Consider the following 22,295-nt stretch of genomic DNA (forward strand, 5'->3'; position numbering starts at 1 on the left):
ATGAACGACAAGCACCTATGGGGCGCTCATAACGGCGACGATCTGCGCCGGCAGGGCTATCGCCAGCGGCAGGACAGCGAGCGCCTGACGTCACGCGACAAGATGCAGCCGGTGCTGCTCGACCTGCTGACCGATGATGAACCGCATAAAAAACAGGAAGCGCAGATCCGCAATCTGGTGTCGCACAGCGAACTGCGGCGGCGCGTGCTGCGCGATTTGCAGTGGCTGTTTAACTGCGTCAACAGCGAATCCAATCTCGACCTCGGCGATTTTCCTCAGGTGCGCCGCTCCACGGTGAATTACGGCGTCGCCTCGCTGGCGGGCAAACGAATGTCGGACATTGAATGGCAGGATATCCAGCGCGCGCTGACCGAATCGATCCTGAATTTCGAGCCGCGCATTCTGCCTGAAGGCCTGCAGGTGCGCTGCATCTCCGACACCGGCTCACTGGAGCTGCACAACGTGTTATCGATTGAAATCAAGGGCCGCCTGTGGTGCGTGCCCTATCCGCTGGAGTTTCTGTTCAGAACCGACGTCGACCTGGAAAACGGTCACTTCGATCTGAAAGACATAGGGTAAGGCGATGGACAGTAAACTGTTAGAGTATTACAACCGCGAACTGGCCTATCTGCGCGAGATGGGCGCGGAGTTCGCCGAACAGTACCCGAAGGTCGCCGGGCGTCTCGGCATGCGCGGCATCGACGTGGCGGATCCTTATATCGAGCGTCTGATGGAGGGCTTCGCCTTCCTGACCTCGCGCGTACAGCTGAAAATGGACGCGGAATTCCCGCGTTTCTCGCAGCGGCTTCTGGAAATTATCTATCCGAACTATCTGTCGCCGACGCCGTCGATGGCGATTGCCGAACTGCAGCCGGACAGCAGCAAAGGCGACATCAGCAACGGTTTTACCGTACCGCGCGGCACCATGATGGACAGCCAGACGCTGAAAAAGAACGGCATCACCTGTAGCTATACCACCGCCCACGACGTCACGCTGCAGCCGGTGCGGCTGGCCAGCGTGGAACTGGGCGGCATTCCGGCCGATATTCCGTTTTCCTCCCTCGGGTTGCAAAACCGCGGCTGCGTCAGCGCACTGCGCATCCGGCTGGAGTGCTATGACACCGTCACGCTGAACAGTCTGGATCTCGACAACCTGATGTTCTACCTCTCCGGGCCGGATATGCAGGCGCAGCAACTGCTGGAGCTGCTGATGCAGCACAGCGTCGGCATGCTGTGCCAGACGGTGGAAGCGCAGCCGCAGCGGCGCGTGCTGGCGGATGACGCGCTGCGTCAGGAAGGCTTCGCCCCGGAACAGGCGCTGCTGCCGAACGACCTGCGCAACTTCGACGGCTACCGTCTGCTGCAGGAATACTTCGCCTTCCCGGCGCGCTTCCAGTTCTTCAGCATCAGCGGGCTGCAGCCGCTGCTGCGCAGCGTGCGCGAAGGCAAGAAAACGCTGCGCCAGTTTGAGATCGTGGTACTGCTGGACCGCCACGACGCCGCGCTGGAGCGGGTGATTGACGTCAGCCATCTGGCGCTGCACTGCACGCCGGTGATTAACCTGTTCCCGAAGGTGGCCGAACGCATCACCCTCAACGAAAAAAATCACGAATACCATCTGGTGGTCGATAATATCCGTCCGCTGGATTATGAAGTGTTCTCGGTGCAAAGGCTGGGCGGCAGCGCCAGCGAGAAACGCTATGAGCAGGAGTTCCGGCCGTTTTACAGCACGCTGAGCGAAGACGACGGCAACTACGGCGCCTACTTCTCGCTGCGGCGCGAACAGCGCACCCTTTCCTCTCACGCCCGGCGCTACGGCACCCGCACCGGCTATGTCGGTTCCGAAGTGTTCGTCTCGCTGGTGGATGAGCGCCAGTCGCCCTGGCACAGCGATCTCAAATACCTGACGGCCGACGTGCTGTGCACCAGCCGCGATCTGCCGTTGATGCTGATGCAGCAGGACCAGGGCAACTTCGTGATGCCGGACTCTATCCCAATCAAGCGGGTGTTCCTGCGCAAAGGGCCGACGCCGCCGCGGCCGGCGCTGGCGGAAGGCATGATCACCTGGCGGCTGATCAGTCAGCTGCAGCTTAACTACCTGAGCCTGATGGACGGTGATCCAGAACAGGGCGCCGCCAGCCTGCGTCAGCTGCTCGGCCTGTACGGCAACCTGAGCGAGCCGGCAATCGCCAAACAGATTCAGGGCGTGCGCAGCTGCAACCTGCGGCCGGTGTACCGCCGGGTGCCGGAGCCGGGGCCGATCGTGTTCGCCCGCGGCATCGCCATCGACCTGACCGTTGACGATCAGGCGTTCTCCGGCAACAGCCCTTATCTGCTCGGCAGCGTGCTGGAACGGCTGTTCTCACGGCTGGTGGCGATGAACACCTTTACCGAAATGACGCTGTCCAGTCAGCAGCGCGGTGAAATCGCCCACTGGCAGGCGCGCATGGGCAAAAGGACGCTGATATGAGTGAAAGCGTAACCGAACTGCCGGCCGGCGACGCGCCGCAGATCAACGCGCTGCACCGCCTGCCGGACGACTTCTGGCCGCGGCTGCGCGCCGCGCCTTACCGTTACGATCTGTTCCAGCTGCTGCGCCGGCTGGACGCTCAGGGCGGCCAGGCTTATCTGCTGGGGCGCGCCCCGCTGCCGCGCCATGAAATGCTGCGTCTGGGGCAGGAGCCGTCGCTCTCTTTCGCACCGTCGACGCTGGCCAAGGTCACGCCGCGCAGCGGCAGCCCGCTGCATGACGTGTCGATCCTCAGTTTCGGCCTGTTCGGCCCCAACGGCCCGCTGCCGCTGCACCTGACCGAATACGCGCGCGAACGGATTTACCACCATCAGGACACCACCCTGACGGCCTTCGCCGACCTGTTTCATCACCGCCTGACGCTGCTGTTTTACCGCGCCTGGGCCGATGCGCAGCCGACGGTGTCGCTCGACCGGCCCGACAACGGCAGCTTTAATGACTACCTGTCGAGCCTGATCGGCAACGGCCAGCCGGCGCAGCGCCAGCGCGACAGCATCAATGCGCACGCCAAGCATTTTATGGCCGGTCATCTGATTCGCCACAGCCGCGACCCGGAAGGCCTGAGCAAAATTTTACGCGGCTATTTCCAGGTGCCGGTGCGCATCGTGGAGAACGTGCCGCACTGGCTGCGCGTCGACCCGCGAGAACAGGCGCGGCTTAAGGCCGGGCGCGGCGCACCGCGGCTGGGCGAGTCGGCGTTTCTCGGCGTGGCGGTGCGCGACGTGCAGCACAAGTTCCGCATCGAGCTAGGCCCGATGTCGCAGCAGGAATACGACCGTTTCCTGCCCGGCGCCGAACTATGCGAACAGCTGCGCGACTGGGTGCGCCAGTATCTGGGCATCGAATTTGTCTGGGAAGTCCGGCTGATTCTGGCAAAAGAACAGCTGATCGGCACCCAGCTCGGCGGCACTCAGCGGCTGGGGCTCAGCAGCTGGATGGCCGCCGAACGGCGTCAGCACGACGCCGGCGATCTGACTTTCAGCCCGGAACCGCTGGAAGATATTTAGCAGGGCGCGCACTGCCGCGTCCGTCAATTACATCGATATGTTTAAAACGCAGGCAGGACTTGCCCTGCCCCTACGAGGAAAACCATGTCAGAAATCAGCCGCTCGGTACTCTTTGGCAAACTGGATAGCCTGCTTTTCACCTCCCTGGAAAGCGCCACGGCTTTTTGTAAGCTGCGTGGCAACCCTTATGTTGAACTGGCGCACTGGCTGCATCAGCTGATGCAGGCGCAGGATGGCGATCTGCAGCAGATTATCCGCCACTTCGCCCTCGACGAAGACCAACTGACGCGCGATATCGTCGACGCTCTGGATCGCCTGCCGCGCGGCGCCAGCGCCATCTCCGATCTGTCCGAACATATCGACAGCGCGGTCGAGCGCGCCTGGGTCTACGGCTCGCTGAAGTTCGGCGCGCACGCCATCCGTGGCGGCCATTTACTGCTGGGGATCCTGAAAACCTACAGCCTGCGCCATCTGCTGAAAGCCATTTCCGGCCAGTTCGAACGCATCAACGCCGATCTGCTGATGGACCAGTTTGCCGCCATTGTCGGCAATTCGTCGGAAAACGCTCAGGCACAAAGCGCCGCCGGCGAACCGGCCGCCGTGTCCGTACCGGGCCAGTCCGGCGGCAGCGTGCTGGCGCAATATGCGCAGGATATGACGGCGCGCGCGCGCAACGGCGAAATCGATCCGGTCAGCGGCCGTGACGAAGAGATCCGCCAGATCGTCGATATCCTGATGCGCCGCCGGCAGAACAACCCGCTGCTGACCGGCGAGGCCGGCGTCGGTAAAACCGCCGTGGTGGAAGGCCTGGCGCTGCGCATCGTCGCCGGCGACGTACCGCCGCAGCTGCGCGACGTGCAGCTGTACCTGCTGGATATCGGCATGCTGCAGGCCGGCGCCGGCATGAAGGGCGAGTTCGAAAAACGCCTGCAGACGGTGATTGACGAAGTCCAGTCCAGCCCGACGCCGATTATTCTGTTTATCGATGAAATTCATACGCTGGTCGGCGCCGGCGGCGCGCAGGGCACCGGCGACGCCGCCAACCTGCTGAAGCCGGCGCTGGCGCGCGGTCAGCTGCGCACCATCGGCGCGACCACCTGGGCGGAATACAAAAAATACATCGAGAAGGACCCGGCGCTGACCCGCCGCTTCCAGGTGGTGCAGGTGCACGAGCCGGACGAAGAGAAAGCGCTGCTGATGCTGCGCAGCACCGTCAGCCCGCTGGAACAGCACCACCGCGTGCTGCTGCTCGACGAAGCGGTCGACGCCGCGGTGCGTCTCTCCCACCGCTATATCCCGGCGCGTCAGTTGCCGGATAAGGCCGTGGCGCTGCTGGATACCGCCTGCGCCCGCGTCGCGGTCAGCCAGCACGCCGAGCCGGCTCAGGTGGAAGACTGCCGCCACCGCATCGACGCGCTGCAGATTGAACTGGATATCGCCCGCCGCGAAACCAAGGTCGGCATCGGCGATCCGCAGCGCCCGGCGGCGATCGAAGCGCAGCTGAGCGAGCTGCAGCAGCAGCTGACGCAACTGACCGAGCGCTGGCAGGAAGAACTGGGGCTGATTGCGCAAATCATCGATCTGCGCGCCCGACTGCATCAGCAGGAAGCGGAACCGGACGACGACGCCACAACCGACAGCGACGCGGAAACGCCGGCGGAAACCGCCGAGGCGGCTGAAGCCGCAGAACCGGCGCCGTCGGCAGATGAACTGCGCGCCCAACTGGCCGTGCTGCAACAGCAGCTGGCTACGCTGCAGGGCGAAGCGCCGCTGATCTTCGCCGCGGTGGACGCCAATATCGTCGCCGCCGTGGTCGCCGACTGGACCGGCATCCCGCTGGGCCGCATGGTGAAAAACGAAATCGAAGCGGTGCTGCAGCTGTCCGACACCCTGAACGAGCGGGTCATCGGTCAGCGCCACGCGCTGGACCTGATCGCCCGCCGCGTACGCACCTCGCGCGCCCGGCTGGACGACCCGAACAAACCGGTGGGCGTCTTCCTGCTGGCCGGCCCGTCCGGCGTCGGCAAGACCGAAACCGCGCTGGCGCTGGCGGAAACGCTGTACGGCGGCGAGCAGAACGTTATCACCATCAATATGAGCGAGTTCCAGGAATCGCACACCGTATCGACGCTGAAAGGCGCGCCTCCGGGCTACGTCGGCTACGGCGAAGGCGGCGTGCTGACCGAAGCGGTGCGCCGCCGTCCTTACAGCGTGGTGCTGCTGGACGAAATTGAAAAAGCGCACCCGGACGTGCACGAAATCTTCTTCCAGGTGTTCGATAAAGGCTGGATGGAGGACGGCGAGGGCCGCCATATCGATTTCCGCAACACCATTATTATTCTGACCTCCAACGTCGGCACCGACTTAATCGCCGGCCTGTGCAGCGACCCTGACCTGATGCCGGAGCCGGAAGCGCTGAGCGGCGCGCTGCGTCAGCCGCTGCTGGAGGTGTTCCCGGCGGCGCTGCTCGGCCGTCTGCTGGTGGTGCCTTACTACCCGCTGACCGACGCCACGCTGGGCAACATCGTGCGTCTGCAACTGGGCCGCGTCCAACGCCGGATGGCAGAAAACCACGACATTACCACCACCTTCGACGACGCGGTGATCGAACAGATCGTCAGCCGCTGCACCGAGGTGGAATCCGGCGGGCGTATGGTCGACGCCATCCTGACCAACACCCTGCTGCCGCAGATCAGCCATACCCTGCTGTCGGCCAGCGCCAACGACCAGCGCTACCGCCAGCTGCATATCGCACTGCAAAACAACGAGTTTATTTGTCAATTTCAGGCTTAACGCCCCGGCCGCCGCGGCGGCCAGTTGATCACAGAGAGTAGTCACTATGTCCGGAAACGGGATCAAAAAACCGAACTCAAACAGCCTGCCGATCGGCTATCGGTTCAACGAGTTTGAGATCAAGGAAGTGATCGGCGAAGGCGGCTTCGGCATCGTCTATCGCGCCTACGACCACCAGCTTGAACGCACCATCGCCATTAAAGAGTACATGCCGACCCAGTTGGCCCAACGCAATGACGATCTGACCCTCAGCCTGCGTGGCGAACGTTTCAGCAAAACCTTTCAGGCCGGCCTGAACAGCTTTATTCAGGAGGCGCGCCTGCTGGCCCGTTTCTCCCACCCGGGGCTGCTGCACGTGCTGCGCTTCTGGGAAGAGAACGGCACCGCCTATATGGGCACCCAGTTCTACAGCGGCACCACGCTGAAAAACTTCCGCCTGCAACAGCCGGCGATGATTGACGAGGCGTGGATCCGCCGGCTGCTGCCGCCGCTGTTCAGCGCGATCGACACCATCCATCAGGAAGGCTACCTGCACCGAGATATCTCGCTGGATAATATCCAAATCCAGGAGAATCAGCTGCCGGTGCTGCTGGACTTCGGCTCGGCCCGTAAAGAGATCGGCAACCTGTCCGACGAAACGGAAATCATGCTGAAGCCGGGCTACGCGCCCATCGAGCAATACACCGAAAACAGCGACGGCGAGCAGGGTCCGTGGACGGATATCTATGCGCTCGGCGCGGTGCTGCATACCCTGATCGTCGGCAACCCGCCGCCGGTCAGCGTGGTGCGCAGCATTGAAGACAGCTACCAGCCGCTGAGCGAGCGCCGCCCCGAAGGCTACTCGCCGGAGCTGCTGCGCGTAATCGACCAGACGCTGGCGCTGAAACCGGAAGAACGGCCGCAAACCATCGATGAAATGGCCGAGCTGCTGCACCTGCCGGTGGCCGACGAAGCGGAAATCATCAGCACGCCGGCCGCCGCGCCGGAACCCCCACTGCCGGCCAGCACTCCGGCGACCGGCACTGCCGCCGCCGGCAGCATAACCGTCGGCGGTATGACGTTCTCCCGGCCGATGATGATCGGGGCGGGCGTTGCCGCGCTGCTGGTGATTGGCATCATCTCCTGGCTCAGCAGCTCTCCGGACGACGCCGCGCCGACCGCGGCGGCGGAAAACGGCGCGCCGGCCGACAAGACGCTGTCACCGCAGCAAAGTGCGCCGCAGCTGGACAGCGCTGCGCAGGAAGCCGCACCGCCGCCTGCGCCGGTGGCGATGGTCTATTTCAAACTGCGCCCGGGTGAAAAAGTGACGCTGGACGGCAAAGTCCAGTCGCTGCAGCCAAGCACTAACGGCTTCGCCAGCCTGGATCTGGCGCCGGGCACCTATCAGCTGGAAATCCACCGTAACGACGATAGATTGCGCCGCCAACAGCTGACGATCGAGCATGCCGGCACCTGGCTGGTCGCGCCGACCGACGCCGGTTAATTGTCCCCTATTCCGGCGCCGTCAGACGGCGCCGTTTTACCTCCACGCGATTGACATCACTACCCCGGTCCAAGGCCACGCCGCCGTAACGAGGAGTGTCATTCACCAAGGATGTTTCTATGTTAGACCGCATCACAGCTTATACGCCGCTTGGCCCTGAACAACTGCTGTTTCGTTCGCTGGAAGGCACCGAAGCCCTGTCCACGCCGTTTGATTTCCGCATCGAACTGCTGAGCACCGACGCACGTCTGGACCGCAAGGCGCTGCTCGGCCAGCCGCTGACGCTGGAAATCCCGATCCCCGGCCTGCTGCGCCCGCCCCGCTATCTCAACGGCAAGATCACCGCCATCGCCGTCAGCAGCGAAGAAATCAGCGGCACCCGCTATTCCGTGTACACCCTGCGCGTACAGCCCGACCTGTGGCCGATGCTCAAGGATCGCAACTTCCGCATCTTCCAGGAGCAGACCGTTCCGGACATCGTCAAAGCGCTGCTGGCCGAACAGAACATTCAGCTGGAAGACCAGCTGACCGGCGAGTATCGCCAATGGGGCTACTGCGTGCAGTACAGTGAATCCACCTTTAACTTCATCAGCCGCCTGATGGAGCTGGAAGGCATTTACTACTACTTCAAGCACGAGCAGGACAAACACACCATGGTGCTGGCCGATAACCCGCACCATCACCAGCCGTTCCCCGGCTATGAGACCATTCCGTACCACGTCACGCCGTCCGGCGGCGTCACCAGTGAAGAAGGCATCAGCCAGTGGACGCTGGCCGATCAGGTGACCCCCGGCATCTACAGCGTGGACGATTACGACTTCCGCAAGCCCAACGCCTGGCTGTTCCAGGCGCGGCAGAACCCGGCCTCGCCGGCCCCCGGCCAGATTGACGTCTACGACTGGCCCGGCCGCTATACCGAGCATCAGCAGGGCGAGTTCTACGCGCGCGTGCGTCAGGAATCCTGGCAGGCCGAGCATCAGCAGGTGACCGGCACCGCTACCGCGCTGGGCATCGCCCCCGGCAACACCTTTACGCTGATCAAAGCGCCTTATATGTCCGATAACGGCGAATACCTGACGCTCTCCGCCCGCTATCACCTGCGCGAAAACAGCTACGCCAGCGGCGATACGCAGGGCAGCCTGCACCGCATCGACTTCACCGTCATCCCGGCCGATGTGCAGTTCCGCCCGGCGCAGAGCGCGTCGTGGCCGAAAACCCACGGCCCGCAGACCGCCCGCGTGGTCGGCCCGCAGGGCGAGTCGATCTGGACCGACAAATACGGCCGCATCAAGGTGAAGTTCCACTGGGATCGGTTGGCCAAAGGCGACGACACCAGCTCCTGCTGGGTGCGCGTCTCCAGCGCCTGGGCCGGCCAGGGCTTCGGCGGCGTGCAGATCCCGCGCGTCAACGACGAGGTGGTGATCGACTTTATCAACGGTGACCCGGACCGGCCAATCGTCATCGGCCGCGTGTACAACGAAGCCAGCATGCCGCCGTGGGCGCTGCCGGCCGCCGCCACCCAGATGGGCTTTATGAGCCGCTCCAAAGACGGCACGCCGGACAACGCCAACGCCCTGCGCTTTGAGGACAAGGCCGGCTCCGAGCAGGTGTGGATCCAGGCCGAGCGCAATATGGATACCAACGTCAAAAATGACGAGAGCCACTCCGTCGGCGGCCACCACAACTTTATCGTCACTAAAAACCATGAAAGCCAGGTTAACGGCGAATACCGCCAGTCGACCCAGTACAACCGTAGTGAACTGGTGGGCGGCGACTATGCGATGAAGACGCAGCAGCAGATCATGCTGAGCTCCGGCGAAGGCATCACGCTGGTAAGCGGCGACAGCAAGCTGACGCTCAATCCGAACGGCACCGTCTCGATTCAGTGCACCCAGTTTGAAATCAACGCCAGCGCGCAGGGCGAAATCAACACCGGCGGCACGCTGGATCTCAACATCAAAAAACCGGCCAAAGGTAAAACGCCGACGCCAACCCCGGCGGAGATCACGCAGGAAGTCGCCAAGGTGTTCAACAGCTCTTCGGAGGGCAACGCATGACGCAGCAGACCCGTTACGCCCTGTCCGAAGGCACCCTGACGCTGCCGGAAGCGGCGCAGGATACCAGCGTCACCATCCTCAAACTGCCGCAGGCGCGCGCCACGCTGGTGGTCACCCGCGCCTATGACGTCAAACCGGGCCAGGAAGAAGCCTACCTGCAACAGCAGTTGGCCAAGGTGAAGCGTGATATGAAGAAATTCAGCGCCCGCGCCGTGGAGGACAGCAGCTTCGGTCCGCTGCCGGCACGGGCGGTCAGCGTGCGTTTTGAAAACCAGGGCATCGCCATCGAGCAGCAACTGCTGGTCGTACGCCTGGAAAGCCACCTGATGGTGCTGACCTTCAGCACCAGCGCCGCCTTCGCCGCCGAGGCGCAGGCCACCTGGGAACAGATCCGCCAGGGATTTATTCCGGCCGGCAACGCAGCGGAGGCGTAAGCGATGTCTGATTTAACCGCCGCGAGTCTCGGCGACCCGCTGGTGCACAGCTCGCTGCTGGCCGACTTTGTCAGCGGCCTGGTTGAGGGCGCCATCTATGCCGGCATCTACGCCGGCGCCACCTTTCTGATCTCCTCCGGGCTCGGCGCGCCGATTGGCCTGGGCCTGGTCGTCGGTGCCATGGTGTCCGGCATTCCGGAGAAAATCGGCACCGCCGCCGGCGCGCTGGTGGATACGCTGATCGGCACCGGCCCGCCCGACGCCTTTATCACCAGCGGCTCCGACAACGTCCATATGAACGGCAAACCGGCGGCCCGCGCCGCCGGCACCGTCGACCACGATTTTCTCAACAGTCCCGACGTTGGCGCTGAAGAAGGCCCGGGCCTGATCGACAGCGCCCTGGCGGTGGCCGGCGGCATCATCTCCAGCGTGATGCATCCCGGCCCGCTGATCGACAAGATCGCCAGCATCGACGGCGAATCGGTGAAAAACTGGCTCGGCGACGTCTGGGACGACATCACCCAGCCCACCGTCGAGAGCGCCAGCCCGTACGCCACCCCGGCCAACAAAGACACCGTCGCCTGCACCAAGGGCCATATGGCGGAGAACGTCAACTTCCTGGCCGAAGGTTCGAAGAAGGTGCTGATCAACGGCCACCCAGCCGCACGCAACGGCGACCGCAGCACCTGCGAAGCCAAGATCGAGGTGGCGGACAACCCGCGCGTACGCATTGGCGGCGACGGCATCGTGGTGCGCGATATCCGCAGCGGTAAAAACGCGCTGGCCTACTTTGCCGGCGGCCTGATTGGCGGCCTGGGCAAGCAGGGCCTGGCGCTCGGTCAGTCGCTGTTCCGCCGCGTAATGCCCCGTCTGGCGCTGAAGGATGCCGGCTGCGCTCTGGCCGCCGTGGCCGCCGCCGATCTGGCGGGCAACGCCGCCGGCGCTGCCGTGGGTACAACGCTGGTGGCCGCCACCCAGACCGGCCACCCGGTGCATATCCCCACCGGCGCCAAAATCCTCGCCGGCGAGGAGGAGCTTGACTTCACCCTCCCCGACCGCATCCCGCTTTACTGGCAGCGCCTGTACAACAGCCGCAACCGCGCCGCCGGCATGCTCGGCGTCGGCTGGATGCTGCCGTTCGAAACCCGCCTGCTGCGCATGCTGGACGACAGCGGCCAGCCGCAGTTTATCCTGCGCGACGCCTCCGGCCGCGAGACCGGCCTCGGCAACGTCACCCCCGGCGACGTCATTCGCTTTACCGAGGACGGCTTTACCCTCTACTGCTCGCTGCAGGGCGTGATGCTGCTGCAGACCGCCGAGGGCGAACACCAGCTGTACGAGCCGGATCCTGCCCGCGTCGGCGAATGGCGCATCGCGCGCATTTATGACCGCCACGAGAACTGCCACCACTTCGCCTGGAACAGCGCCGGCCAGCTGGTCACCATCTCCAGCGACAACCAGGCGCTGGACGTCGAGCTCAGCTACGACGCGCGCAACGGTCGTCTGCTTGCGGTGCATCAGCACGTCGGACAGGAAAAACACCTGCTGGTGCAGTATGACTACAACCCGCAGGGGCAGCTGATTGCGGTGCGCGACGCCGACGCCATCGTCACCCGCCGTTACGGCTGGGACGACGCCAGCGGCCTGCTGGCCTGGCACAGCTACGCCACCGATCTGCGCGTCAGCTACCGCTGGCAGCGCGCGGCGGACGGCGACCACTGGCGCGTCAGCGAGTATCTGGTGCTGGACGCGCAGCTGCAGTGTCTGGAGCACTGGCTGCTGGAGGCGGACGAAGCCGCACGCCGCGCCAGCGTCACCTGCCTGTCCGGCGGCACCACCGAACACCGCTGGGACAGCCTGCTGCGCATTACCGACTATACCGACAGCTACGGCGCCCGCTGGCGCTTCCGCTGGGCCGCCCTGCGCGAGAACCTCAGCGCCGTCATCACCCCCGACGACCAGCGCTGGGAGCTGGGCTATGACGAGCGCGGCAACCTGATACTGGTGCGCGACCCGCTCGGCAACACCACCCAGACCACCTGGCACACCGCCTGGGCGCTGCCGTTAAAAGAGGTGCTGCCCGACGGCGCCTGCTGGCAATACCGCTACAACCCGTTCGGCGACGTGGTGGAGATGACCGACCCGCTCGGCAACGTCAGCCGCTTTACCTGGAACGACCAGGGCGACCTGCTGACCCGCACCGACCCGCTCGGCAATACCCAGCAGTTCTGGTGGAACGCCCTCGGCCAGCTGACCCGCGACGAAGACTGCTCCGGCCACCAGAGCCGCCGCGAGTATGACGACGCCGGCAATCTGCTCCGCACCTGCGATGCCGAAGGCAACGCCACCCGCTATCGCTGGAGCGCCGCCGGACGTCTGCAGGCGCTGGTGCGTCCCGACGGCCGGGAAACCCGCTACGACTACGACCACGCCGGTCTGCCCTGCCGCGAGAACATCGACGCCTTCTCCGAACGCCGCGTCGAGCGCAACGTGCGCGGCCAGATAACCTGCGCCGTCGACCCGGCTGGCATCGAGACCCGCTATCAGTACGACCGCTTCGGCCGTCTCACCGCGCTGGTCAACCCCAACAACGAGCGCTGGCAGTTTGACTACGACGCCGGCCACCGCCTGCTGGCCCAGAGTGACTTTGCCGGCCGTCGCAGGCAGTACCGTTACAACCCGCTGGGACAGGTCAGCGCCATAACCGAGTACCCGCTGGCGCAGGACGGCGACGCGGCGCAGCCGCTCCACACCCGTCTGAGCTATGACGCGCTGGGCCGCCTGACCGCCAAAGAGACCGCCGACAGCCGCACCGAATACCGCTACCAGGCGCGAACGCTGGAGGTACGGCGCACCCCGCTGGCGCTGTGGCAGCAGGCGCAGGCGCGCGGCGAGCAGCCCGACTGGCAGGAGACGCTGCGCTTCAGCCGCGACGCCGCCGGCAACCTGTGCGCCGAAGAGAACCACAGCGGACTCTGGCAGCACAGCCATGACCCGCTCGGCAATCTGAGCGCCACCCACATGCCCGACGGCAGCACCCTCTCCCAGCTGCGCTACGGCAGTGGCCACCTGCTGCAGACCGCACTGCAGACCGCCGGCCAGCGGCTCAATATCGCCGGCTGGCAGCGCGACAAGCTGCACCGGGAAGTGACCTGCACCCTCGGCGAAGTCACCCAGGAGACCCGTTACGACAGCGTCGGACGCATCACCCTGCGCCGCGCCAGCAGCGAACGCAGCCACCCGCTGGTGTTCGAACGCCGCTACCAGTGGGACCGTCAGGACCTGGTGGTGCAGCAGAAGCTGATTGAGAACGACAACCTCACCGACGGGCCGCGGTTCCAGCAGCGCCGCTTCGGCTATGACGCCCGTGGGCAGCTGACCCACAGTATCCTGCCGCAGCGCGAGGAACGTTTTTACTACGACCCCGCCGGCAACCGCAGCGACGGCCCGGCCGTCACCGTCTGGCGCAACCTGCTCCAGCGCCTGAACGGCCACCGCTGGGGCTATGACGGCTTCGGCCGGCTCAGCTGGCGCCGCGACGGCAACACCGGCGTCGAGCAGCGTTTTCAGTACGACGCCGAGCACCGCCTGACCGCCGTCACTTTCGACGGCGACAGCCGCTACCAGCGTGCCGAATACCGTTACGACGCGCTGGGGCGCCGTACCCGGAAAACCCTCTACCCGCACCACGGCGAGCCGCAGACTACCCTGTTCCACTGGAACGGCCTGCAGATGGTCGGCGAGCACAGTCCCGACCAGCCGCAGCGCAGCACCCAGTATCTGTACAAGGAAGACAGCTACGAGCCGCTGGCCCGCGTCGACCGCCACGGCGACAGCAGTGAAATTTACTGGTACCACAGCGAACTCAACGGCCTGCCGGAGCGTATGACCGACGCGCAGGGCAAGGTCGTCTGGCACGGCCGTTTCTCCGCCTGGGGCGCCACCGACGCCGAGAGCGGCACCCTCGCCACACAGCAGAACCTGCGCTATCAGGGCCAGTATCTGGACAGGGAAACCGGGCTTCACTACAATCTGTTCCGCTACTACGATCCGAACTGCGGTAGATTTACCCAGTCAGATCCGATTGGGCTGGCGGGCGGGGTGAATACCTACGCGTATACTCCGGATCCGATTAGCTGGGTGGATCCGTTGGGGTTGATGTGCCGCCCAACTACAGGTGCTAGAAAGCCTTGGAGAATAACTAAAGAAGGTACTGATAAAGTAGTTCAGCATGGTAAATTTGGAAAGATTTACAGAAGCAAATCCGATGGTCTATGGTGGTCCAAAGATACAGCCGGACATGGTGGTTCTCAATGGAAAGTATTTAAAGAAGGTAAAAAAGGTTTAGATTGGTACAGAGACGCCGATGAATTTGGTGATTTCATTGTAGGAAAACATAAAGGTGACACAGGTAAGTTTATTCCTTGGAAAGAAATGAAAGGAGCAGATTTTTAATATGATAAATTCAGCAAAAGAATTCATTACTCTTAGGGAGAGTGACAACCCTGATGATTACCACAGAGCCATACATGAAGATATACATGCAGATGTATGGGATGATGTGATTGATAATCACCCCGATATGAAAGTCTGGATTATTGCTAATAAGAATGTTCCACTTAGAATATTAAAGAAATTAGTTAACGACCAGAACAAAGATGTTCGATTTAGTATCGCAATGAAAAGGAAGTTAGATTTCGATTTATTTGATAAATTAGCTAGTGATGAGGATTATTCCGTAAGACTTTGTATCGCAAGAAATAAAAAGGTTCCAACTGAGATTTTAAAAAAACTATCAAACGATCATGAAGAAACAATAAGGGAAGTGGCAAACCAAAAGCTTGGAAATTAAAAGATCACCTGAAATCATCTTCATTAAAAAAGATATGGGTAGTTCACTATGAACTTCCCATTACTTTATTAATCCAAATGATATTTTATAACGTATAAGATTCATAGGTTTGTTAACTTATTCAATCATGGGGCGAGTTTTTATTTTTTTGAAAATCAAACACTTATCCCCCTGTAATAAATACGAGCCCCCTTAAATTTCTCTAGGTGCATCATTTCATTTACTCTCTCTTCGCACCGCCTGACCGCCGTCACCTTCGACGGCGACAGCCGCCATCAGCGCGCCGAATACCGTTACGACGCGCTCGGGCGCCGTACCCGGAAAACCCTCTACCCGCACCACGGCGAGCCGCAGACCACCCTGTTCCACTGGAACGGCCTGTAGATGGTGGGCGAGCACAGTCCCGACCAGCCGCAGCGCAGCACCCAGTATCTGTACAAGGAAGACAGCTACGAGCCGCTGGCCCGCGTCGACCGCCACGGCGACAGCAGTGAAATTTACTGGTACCACAGCGAACTCAACGGCCTGCCGGAGCGTATGACCGACGCGCAGGGCAAGGTCGTCTGGCACGGCCGTTTCTCCGCCTGGGGCGCCACCGACGCCGAGAGCGGCACCCTCGCCACGGCGCAGAATCTGCGCTATCAGGGCCAGTATCTGGACAGAGACAAATCAGCCAACGGCTGATTTGAACAGCGCTTCAGCGCTGGCCCCGAAGGGGCGAGCCTCATGTATGAGGCGAGTATTCCGGGCTTCACTACAATCTGTTCCGCTACTACGATCCGAACTGCGGTAGATTTACCCAGTCAGATCCGATTGGGTTGGCGGGTGGGGAGAATACCTACGCGTATACCCCGGATCCGATTAGCTGGGTGGATCCGTTGGGGTTGGCTAGGTGTGACCCTACCGGATACCATAAACGCAAAGCTCTTCGAACAGATGTCTATAATGCTCAACGCCCTACTGCTGGTCGCCATGCAACAAAACATATTAATGCAAAAGATGCAGATGAAGCTAAAAACCTGAGCGTAGGCAAAGGAAGTTTAGATAAAAGATCTGAAGCATCTTACTTCCCGGAATATGCAGGTAAAGTGTCTGGTTTTGAGAAACAAGCCGCATATGGAGCTATTCGGAATGGTCATGCTTTCGATCATGGCGGAACTCGATTCATGTTTTACAAAAACCCTAAAGGACACGTGGGATACAATGAAGGGAAATTAACTGATTGGGTAAGGATTGAAATGACAAATGCTCCAGTCCCTACAATTCATAGTTTCCCCGCATCGTTAGAACAAGTAGGAAAATACATTCCAGGAGTTCGTTAATGAAAGAAGAAATATGGAAAAACATTCAACCTTTAAGAGTACCAAGCAGATGGGTAATTGATGTAAATAACTTCTACAACTATGAACCTACTAAAGAAAACATGGATTGGTTCTATGGATCAATTTTGATTAGCGGTCATAATTCTCTTGATGGTCTTTGCTTCGATTCACGATATGAACCAGAAGGAGAACCTAATGGTTTCTTTGTATTGGATTTTTTCATCATAAAAATAAATAAAAAGACAGGAAAGACAGAAGAGGAAAAATTCCTAGGTAGTAAGCAGACAAAAGATAAATCTATGTTCATTAACATGCTTGAAGAGTTTATGTTCACAGGGAAATATTAATAATTGAATAAAAAGCCGGAGAGCTTCTAATGCTCTTCCGGCTTTATGTTTTTTATTCACAGCCTCCGTTTACAACCCCGGAAAACCCTCTACCCGCACCACGGCGAGCCGCAGACCACCCTGTTCCACTGGAACGGCCTGCAGATGGTCGGCGAGCACAGTCCCGACCAGCCGCAGCGCAGCACCCAGTATCTGTACAAGGAAGACAGCTACGAGCCGCTGGCCCGCGTCGACCGCCACGGCGACAGCAGCGAGGTGTACTGGTACCACAGCGAACTCAACGGCCTGCCGGAGCGTATGACCGACGCGCAGGGCAAGGTCGTCTGGCACGGCCGTTTCTCCGCCTGGGGCGCCACCGACGCCGAGAGCGGCACCCTCGCCACGGCGCAGAATCTGCGCTATCAGGGCCAGTATCTGGACAGAGACAAATCAGCCAACGGCTGATTTGAACAGCGCTTCAGCGCTGGCCCCGAAGGGGCGAGCCTCATGTATGAGGCGAGTATTCCGGGCTTCACTACAATCTGTTCCGCTACTACGATCCGAACTGCGGCAGGTTTACCCAGTCAGATCCGATCGGGCTGGCCGGCGGGGAGAATACCTACGCGTATACCCCGGATCCGATTAGCTGGGTGGATCCGTTGGGGTTGAGAGGTTGCTCACCCAAAAATATAAAATTAACAAAAGATGGTGTTAAACACGTAAAAGAACGCCATGTAGGAAATAAATTAGGATGGGAGCACAAAAGCAAATGGACAATGAGTAATGGCGAATGGAAGAGTACTGTTCGAAGTGTTTTCAGAAATCCTGATAGAATCATAAAAGATGGAGAGCGATTTATATATGAAAAAACAATAAAAAATAAAAAAATAGGAATCACACCAGAGGGTGTAGAATTAAATAAAGTCAGGGTGGTTGTTGAGTCAAATGGAGACCTTGTCACAGAATTCCCTCAAGAAATTTTTCGGGAAATAAAACCTAACGATTCTGTGGTATTTTTAAATTGAGGCATGATTATGGGATTGGACTTATTAATTATTTCTGACAACAACGAAATAGGCCGGTTAGAGATGACTGAAAACCTTCACTCAGAGATATTTAGTGAAAAAACCAGATGGAGTTCTCACAAAGAGTTAAGAAAAATAAAAGACTACTACAAAACAAATATAACATTTACAAAAAAAAACCTAAATGATTTCATTTCAGATTTAAGTGAAATAAAGATAAGCATTGAAAAAAATAAAGATGAACTTCAAACCATAATAGAGAAGTTAAAAGATAAAGAAATAAAGTCACTACGAGTAACGGGAGACTAACCCCCTACCCTTAACAAATATGATGAGCTGGGTAGCCTGACCGCCCCGGATGTCCGACGGCAGCACACTCCAGCAGTGCTACGATAGCGGCCAGCTGCTGCAAACTGCACTGCTGGCTGCCGGTTGGCAGCGCAACAAGCAGCAGGAGGACTCTTCCTCACTGACGCCATAACCAACTAAATATTATGATATGTATAATATTGATGAAATTTCAAACAAAGTAAATAGTGCCGATTTTTTTTCAAATATGGGCATACCTGATATCCTGGATGATAAAATCATTCTGATCAAAAATGTTGAGAATGCATTCATAAACCCATCTGATTTAGAATTTAAAGGATTATACAATAGTGTCGAATGGCTTCCGACATCAGCTACTCAAGATGACCCTTTCTATAAAAAACAAGATATTCCAAAAGAGTTATCAGAAATTAGGGTGGAAATAAGCAAAGTCATAACGGAATCAGTAAAAAACACATCTAAGGATAAATTTATATGCCTACCTCATGACTTTAGCCAAGCGGCAAGAAATGGAATATGCTTTGCTTTCCGACAATATGTATCCGAACGATATTTCGAACTAGGAAACAAATGGGAGGATATTGTTAACGTATACTATGCAGGGCACTGGCCTATCGGATTTTCTAAAGATCATATAGTGGCCATCTAATAAAAATTATACCACTAATATCATTTTTATCATCCTCAGCTCAGCTTTAAATATGACCGGAAGTACTCTTGATGGATCTTCCGGTTTTTTAATAGTGTCTGGTGAGAGAAGTCTGAACTCATTACAATCTGTTCCGCTACTACGATCCGAACTGCGGCAGGTTTACCCAGTCAGATCCGATCGGGCTGGCGGGCGGGGTGAATACCTATGCGTATACCCCAGATCCGATTAGCTGGGTGGATCCGTTGGGGTTGGCAGGATGTGCTCCCAAAATTAATGCTAAACATGTTTTTCATGGTGAAATAAACCGAAGAGGAAATGCCGTAGGTTTCCACCATGAAGCAAGTATAGGCCATCAGGGTAAAGCAAGGATCACGCAAATCACTAACACTCCCAATGCTCAGGGTGTTTATCAAGGAAAAGTAGAAATATTTAATGCAGCCACAGGTCAATGGATACTAAAAGGGACACAGTCGTCATTTTTCCCAAAATCATGGAATAGAAATCAGGTAATGAAAGAAATTAGAGGTACTTATAACAACGGAATAGTATTACCCAATAGAAAATGGTCAGGCATATCTCCAAGTGGTGTGAAAATTGAGGGATGACTGACTCCTTCCGGGAATATAAACACAGCTTATCCAATATATTAATCGTGGAGGCATCATGAAATTTCTCATTGATAAACAAGGGTATCCATCTTTAGATATAGATTATGATTATCATGTATTGGCTGATTTCTTATCTGGGGATATACAACGCAGTTTATTTGGCGTAAATGAATATATTGAAGCTTGTAAGAGTGTTGTTTCAGGGAAAATGGAAACATGGTCAGGAACAGGAAATGCTCACACCGTTACTATAAAAAAAGATGGTGTGAATGTTTTCAATGAATACTCTGAAGAAGAGCTAACCATAAAATCCATAGAAAAATTCGAAGAATATCTTGGAGGCTGGAAAAAATTACTTATAAGAAATGGAGCAAAAGAATAATTTTAGGCAGAAAAGTTCCTATTGGAACTTTTCTGTTTTTTTATCTTTTTTTACGCTAATCCAAGTCAATATCGAGACACATTATCAGTACGGCCGTTTTATCCATCTCACAACTCAGCCTCCCCCAACAATAAACGCTGGCAGTTTGACTACGACGCCGGCCACCGTCTGCTGGCCCAGAGCGACTTTGCCGGCCGCCGCAGGCAGTACCGTTACAACCCGCTGGGACAGGTCAGCGCCATAACCGAGTACCCGCTGGCGCAAGTTGATATATTTGATTACGAAGACAATGATATTGTCTCCGATCCAGAAGAACAAGTTACATACTGGAAAAACTGGCTCTCTTCTTTATAGTCAAGAATATTCATCCATAATGAAATCAAACCACTAAAACCACAGACTCTGTTCTTTATTATTGATTGGATTTTATCGAAAAATAGACAGGGAAAGATAGGTAATATTCAAAGATCTGGTTGTAAATAATCATTTAATCCATGGGAAACAGTTCCAGCAATCGCAATCTAGCGCAATTTATCAACCGTTACCTACTATTGACCACGAGAGACTATGATTGACCTGCACCAATGCAAGAAACAACTTGAAGCCTATGCCGAGCGCTACCAACACTTACGTCCTTTTGTCTCGCGAGAATTGCAACAGAGGATGGAGTATGACTACAACACACCTGTAGGCCCTTCACCTCGGGCTATGATAGGTAACCGTCCAGCATGGTCAGCCAGTTATCAGCAGGCAGTCTCAGACAGCCAGGCGCTTGATAAGGCCAAAGGCGCACTTATAGGTCTGGCTGTGGGGGATGCCGTTGGTACCACCCTGGAGTTTTTACCTCGGGATAAAAAAAATATTGATGATATGGTTGGAGGTGGCCCCTTCAATCTCGCCCCTGGCGAATGGACCGATGACACCTCCATGGCGCTATGCCTTGCTGAAAGTTATATCGAGTCAGGAAAATTAGACATCGGTTTATTCAGAGAAAAATTGGTGCGCTGGTATCGTTATGGTGAAAACAGCTCCAACGGTCGCTGTTTCGACATTGGTAACACCACTCGGTATGCTCTTGAGCAATATATACAACACGGCAATTCGTGGTTTGGTAATACATCGCCAGATACAGCAGGCAATGCCGCAATCATACGCCACGCGCCTGTCGCCATTTTATGCAGAAAATCCTTACACAATACGTATCTGGAGTCAAAACGACAGAGCATGGCAACTCACGGTGCCGTCGAGTCAATTCACAGCTGCCAATATCTGGGTTTCATCCTGCACTACCTGCTCAATGGCGCCAGCAAAGAGGAAGCATTCGCTCCTCACGTTATGCCTTTATCAGTGCGTTTATTATTAATCAATGCCGGTGAGTATAAAGATAAAACACGAGATCAGATCCGTTCAAGCGGCTATGTCATTGATACTCTCGAAGCCGCCATGTGGGCCGTATGGAATACTGATAATTTCCGTGATGCTATTTTACTGGCTGCAAATCTCGGTGATGATGCAGACAGCGTGGCAGCAACCGCTGGGCAACTGGCCGGGGCGCTTTATGGCTATTCGGGTATTCCTGATGAATGGCTTGCCAAACTGGCTCAACGAGAAAGAATCTCGCAATTAGCCGAAAGCCTATTTGAGTTATCGCCGAATTGAAACCAGCATAATCACGCTAAAAGGGTAATAATACATGGAGGTAAAAAGTGAGTTTTAAAACGTTACACTCTCAACCTTGGGACTTCACGGTATACCTAACCGAAACCGGGGAATATATTATTAAAGTTATGTTTTCAGAAGGTGATTGCAAAGTAGACATTGAGCGATATTATGATTTAACTACTGAGATTGGCCCATTAAAAACAAACGATTTTATATTCAATGAATTATCCCACGCGATAAGAAATAATCCATCATATTATAAAGATAAGGAAATTAACCCAGGAGAAATAAAAAAACGTCTTCACAGAAAATTCGGTTGATATCTTCGCTTACGAAGAACACGACATTGTCGCCGATCCGGCAGAACCGTGCTTATACTGAAAAAAGTGGTTAAACTTCTTATAAACAATAAACATCTCATTAAAAACACGGATCTCTCCCTATGACCTCCATCCCCCCACTGGGTAAAGAAGACATCGACGCCGTGCTGGACAGCGCTGCGGGCGTTACGCCGCCGCCGGGCGCCCAATGGCGATTTGACGATGTACCTCATGAGCCTCTGCTGCGCCATATTCAGGCCCTGAGCCACAGCCGGTTTATCTTTGTCTACGACTGGACGAATGAGTTTTCCCGCGGGGGCGATCCGCGTTTCACTTGCCGGCGCACGCTGGCGCAGGCCGACCTGACGCTGCTGCGCAAACTAATGACCGCCCATCTCCGCATGGATCGCTTCTGCGAAAATCACCTTGCCAGCCTTATCATCTGCGGATACTGGCAGGCCTGTCTGGATCGCCTGCAAGAATTGCGCCGGGCAATGTAACCCGCCGGCGCC

The 22,295-nt window shown here is 57.3% G+C and carries 23 protein-coding genes and 3 pseudogenes; all 26 read left to right on the forward strand.

Going from position 1 to position 22,295, the window contains the following annotated elements:
• A complete protein-coding gene (locus TAN611_RS14480; RefSeq protein WP_105231631.1) occupies positions 1-579 on the forward strand; it encodes a type VI secretion system baseplate subunit TssE in 579 nt (192 codons plus the stop codon).
• Positions 580-583: 4 nt separating this feature from the next.
• On the forward strand, positions 584-2,470 hold the full coding sequence (gene tssF / locus TAN611_RS14485; RefSeq protein ID WP_105231632.1) for a type VI secretion system baseplate subunit TssF: 1,887 nt from the start codon (positions 584-586) through the stop codon (positions 2,468-2,470).
• A complete protein-coding gene (tssG, locus tag TAN611_RS14490) occupies positions 2,467-3,537 on the forward strand; it encodes a type VI secretion system baseplate subunit TssG (RefSeq protein ID WP_203066622.1) in 1,071 nt (356 codons plus the stop codon). Before tssF ends, tssG begins: the two co-directional genes overlap by 4 nt.
• A gap of 84 nt (positions 3,538-3,621) precedes the next feature.
• Positions 3,622-6,330 carry a type VI secretion system ATPase TssH gene (gene tssH / locus TAN611_RS14495; RefSeq protein WP_105231634.1) on the forward strand — a complete coding sequence of 903 codons (2,709 nt, stop codon included), beginning with the start codon at positions 3,622-3,624 and terminating at the stop codon, positions 6,328-6,330.
• A 46-nt stretch (positions 6,331-6,376) separates the two neighbouring features.
• Entirely contained in the window at positions 6,377-7,813 is a 1,437-nt protein-coding gene (locus tag TAN611_RS14500; protein ID WP_105231635.1) for a serine/threonine-protein kinase, read from the forward strand.
• 119 nt (positions 7,814-7,932) lie between these two features.
• Positions 7,933-9,870, forward strand: a complete 1,938-nt coding sequence (locus TAN611_RS14505; RefSeq protein WP_111736857.1) for a type VI secretion system Vgr family protein — start codon at positions 7,933-7,935, stop codon at positions 9,868-9,870.
• Positions 9,867-10,304, forward strand: a complete 438-nt coding sequence (locus TAN611_RS14510; RefSeq protein WP_105231637.1) for a DcrB-related protein — start codon at positions 9,867-9,869, stop codon at positions 10,302-10,304. The genes TAN611_RS14505 and TAN611_RS14510 overlap by 4 nt, the downstream gene beginning before the upstream one ends.
• 3 nt (positions 10,305-10,307) lie before the next feature.
• Positions 10,308-14,759, forward strand: a complete 4,452-nt coding sequence (locus TAN611_RS14515; protein ID WP_203066623.1) for an RHS repeat-associated core domain-containing protein — start codon at positions 10,308-10,310, stop codon at positions 14,757-14,759.
• Between the two features lies 1 nt (position 14,760).
• Entirely contained in the window at positions 14,761-15,156 is a 396-nt protein-coding gene (locus TAN611_RS14520) for a hypothetical protein (protein WP_203066624.1), read from the forward strand.
• A 384-nt stretch (positions 15,157-15,540) separates the two neighbouring features.
• A complete protein-coding gene (locus TAN611_RS23685) occupies positions 15,541-15,840 on the forward strand; it encodes an RHS domain-containing protein (protein WP_370569835.1) in 300 nt (99 codons plus the stop codon).
• 77 nt (positions 15,841-15,917) lie between these two features.
• Positions 15,918-15,983: pseudogene (locus TAN611_RS23690) on the forward strand (hypothetical protein); the annotation flags it as partial.
• Positions 15,984-16,025: 42 nt separating this feature from the next.
• The gene (locus TAN611_RS23695; protein ID WP_370576227.1) at positions 16,026-16,478 is read left to right on the forward strand and encodes a hypothetical protein; all 453 of its coding nucleotides are present in this window, start codon (positions 16,026-16,028) and stop codon (positions 16,476-16,478) included.
• A complete protein-coding gene (locus tag TAN611_RS14530) occupies positions 16,478-16,825 on the forward strand; it encodes a hypothetical protein (protein WP_105231641.1) in 348 nt (115 codons plus the stop codon). Before TAN611_RS23695 ends, TAN611_RS14530 begins: the two co-directional genes overlap by 1 nt.
• A 45-nt stretch (positions 16,826-16,870) precedes the next feature.
• A complete protein-coding gene (locus tag TAN611_RS23700) occupies positions 16,871-17,269 on the forward strand; it encodes an RHS domain-containing protein (RefSeq protein ID WP_370576228.1) in 399 nt (132 codons plus the stop codon).
• Between the two features lie 77 nt (positions 17,270-17,346).
• Positions 17,347-17,412, forward strand: a pseudogene (locus TAN611_RS23705) (hypothetical protein); the annotation flags it as partial.
• Positions 17,413-17,454: 42 nt separating this feature from the next.
• A complete protein-coding gene (locus TAN611_RS23710) occupies positions 17,455-17,829 on the forward strand; it encodes a hypothetical protein (protein WP_370576229.1) in 375 nt (124 codons plus the stop codon).
• Between the two features lie 9 nt (positions 17,830-17,838).
• Entirely contained in the window at positions 17,839-18,138 is a 300-nt protein-coding gene (locus TAN611_RS14540; protein ID WP_203066625.1) for a hypothetical protein, read from the forward strand.
• 49 nt (positions 18,139-18,187) lie between these two features.
• Complete coding sequence (locus TAN611_RS23620; RefSeq protein ID WP_255520060.1) at positions 18,188-18,310, forward strand: hypothetical protein; 123 nt, start codon at positions 18,188-18,190, stop codon at positions 18,308-18,310.
• 18 nt (positions 18,311-18,328) lie between these two features.
• Positions 18,329-18,808, forward strand: a complete 480-nt coding sequence (locus TAN611_RS14545) for a hypothetical protein (protein ID WP_203066626.1) — start codon at positions 18,329-18,331, stop codon at positions 18,806-18,808.
• Between the two features lie 119 nt (positions 18,809-18,927).
• A pseudogene (locus TAN611_RS23715) lies at positions 18,928-19,072 on the forward strand (RHS repeat-associated core domain-containing protein); the annotation flags it as partial.
• Complete coding sequence (locus TAN611_RS23540; protein WP_370576264.1) at positions 19,045-19,416, forward strand: EndoU domain-containing protein; 372 nt, start codon at positions 19,045-19,047, stop codon at positions 19,414-19,416. The pseudogene TAN611_RS23715 and the gene TAN611_RS23540, both read left to right, overlap by 28 nt.
• Before the next feature lie 58 nt (positions 19,417-19,474).
• Positions 19,475-19,801 carry a hypothetical protein gene (locus TAN611_RS14555; RefSeq protein ID WP_203066627.1) on the forward strand — a complete coding sequence of 109 codons (327 nt, stop codon included), beginning with the start codon at positions 19,475-19,477 and terminating at the stop codon, positions 19,799-19,801.
• A 21-nt stretch (positions 19,802-19,822) separates the two neighbouring features.
• Positions 19,823-20,155: an RHS repeat domain-containing protein gene (locus tag TAN611_RS14560; RefSeq protein ID WP_203066628.1), complete on the forward strand. Its 333-nt coding sequence runs from the start codon at positions 19,823-19,825 to the stop codon at positions 20,153-20,155.
• A 213-nt stretch (positions 20,156-20,368) separates the two neighbouring features.
• Positions 20,369-21,460: an ADP-ribosylarginine hydrolase Tri1 gene (gene tri1 / locus TAN611_RS14565; protein ID WP_203066629.1), complete on the forward strand. Its 1,092-nt coding sequence runs from the start codon at positions 20,369-20,371 to the stop codon at positions 21,458-21,460.
• A 47-nt stretch (positions 21,461-21,507) separates the two neighbouring features.
• Complete coding sequence (locus TAN611_RS14570; protein ID WP_187044474.1) at positions 21,508-21,783, forward strand: hypothetical protein; 276 nt, start codon at positions 21,508-21,510, stop codon at positions 21,781-21,783.
• Positions 21,784-21,905: 122 nt separating this feature from the next.
• Positions 21,906-22,283: a DUF6508 domain-containing protein gene (locus TAN611_RS14575; RefSeq protein WP_203066630.1), complete on the forward strand. Its 378-nt coding sequence runs from the start codon at positions 21,906-21,908 to the stop codon at positions 22,281-22,283.
• Positions 22,284-22,295 lie beyond the last annotated feature (12 nt).

The sequence above is a fragment of the Serratia sp. Tan611 genome (assembly GCF_905188235.1).
GTDB classification, from domain to species: domain Bacteria; phylum Pseudomonadota; class Gammaproteobacteria; order Enterobacterales; family Enterobacteriaceae; genus Serratia_B; species Serratia_B rhizosphaerae.

What these genes read in the sequence shown, in the direction of transcription:
- TAN611_RS14480 (WP_105231631.1), top strand. Translation starts at nt 1, where the DNA reads ATGAACGACAAGCACCTATGGGGCGCTCATAACGGCGACGATCTGCGC.
- tssF (WP_105231632.1), top strand. Translation starts at nt 584, where the DNA reads ATGGACAGTAAACTGTTAGAGTATTACAACCGCGAACTGGCCTATCTG.
- tssG (WP_203066622.1), top strand. Translation starts at nt 2,467, where the DNA reads ATGAGTGAAAGCGTAACCGAACTGCCGGCCGGCGACGCGCCGCAGATC.
- tssH (WP_105231634.1), top strand. Translation starts at nt 3,622, where the DNA reads ATGTCAGAAATCAGCCGCTCGGTACTCTTTGGCAAACTGGATAGCCTG.
- TAN611_RS14500 (WP_105231635.1), top strand. Translation starts at nt 6,377, where the DNA reads ATGTCCGGAAACGGGATCAAAAAACCGAACTCAAACAGCCTGCCGATC.
- TAN611_RS14505 (WP_111736857.1), top strand. Translation starts at nt 7,933, where the DNA reads ATGTTAGACCGCATCACAGCTTATACGCCGCTTGGCCCTGAACAACTG.
- TAN611_RS14510 (WP_105231637.1), top strand. Translation starts at nt 9,867, where the DNA reads ATGACGCAGCAGACCCGTTACGCCCTGTCCGAAGGCACCCTGACGCTG.
- TAN611_RS14515 (WP_203066623.1), top strand. Translation starts at nt 10,308, where the DNA reads ATGTCTGATTTAACCGCCGCGAGTCTCGGCGACCCGCTGGTGCACAGC.
- TAN611_RS14520 (WP_203066624.1), top strand. Translation starts at nt 14,761, where the DNA reads ATGATAAATTCAGCAAAAGAATTCATTACTCTTAGGGAGAGTGACAAC.
- TAN611_RS23685 (WP_370569835.1), top strand. Translation starts at nt 15,541, where the DNA reads ATGGTGGGCGAGCACAGTCCCGACCAGCCGCAGCGCAGCACCCAGTAT.
- TAN611_RS14530 (WP_105231641.1), top strand. Translation starts at nt 16,478, where the DNA reads ATGAAAGAAGAAATATGGAAAAACATTCAACCTTTAAGAGTACCAAGC.
- TAN611_RS23700 (WP_370576228.1), top strand. Translation starts at nt 16,871, where the DNA reads ATGTTTTTTATTCACAGCCTCCGTTTACAACCCCGGAAAACCCTCTAC.
- TAN611_RS14540 (WP_203066625.1), top strand. Translation starts at nt 17,839, where the DNA reads ATGGGATTGGACTTATTAATTATTTCTGACAACAACGAAATAGGCCGG.
- TAN611_RS23620 (WP_255520060.1), top strand. Translation starts at nt 18,188, where the DNA reads ATGTCCGACGGCAGCACACTCCAGCAGTGCTACGATAGCGGCCAGCTG.
- TAN611_RS14545 (WP_203066626.1), top strand. Translation starts at nt 18,329, where the DNA reads ATGTATAATATTGATGAAATTTCAAACAAAGTAAATAGTGCCGATTTT.
- TAN611_RS14555 (WP_203066627.1), top strand. Translation starts at nt 19,475, where the DNA reads ATGAAATTTCTCATTGATAAACAAGGGTATCCATCTTTAGATATAGAT.
- tri1 (WP_203066629.1), top strand. Translation starts at nt 20,369, where the DNA reads ATGATTGACCTGCACCAATGCAAGAAACAACTTGAAGCCTATGCCGAG.
- TAN611_RS14575 (WP_203066630.1), top strand. Translation starts at nt 21,906, where the DNA reads ATGACCTCCATCCCCCCACTGGGTAAAGAAGACATCGACGCCGTGCTG.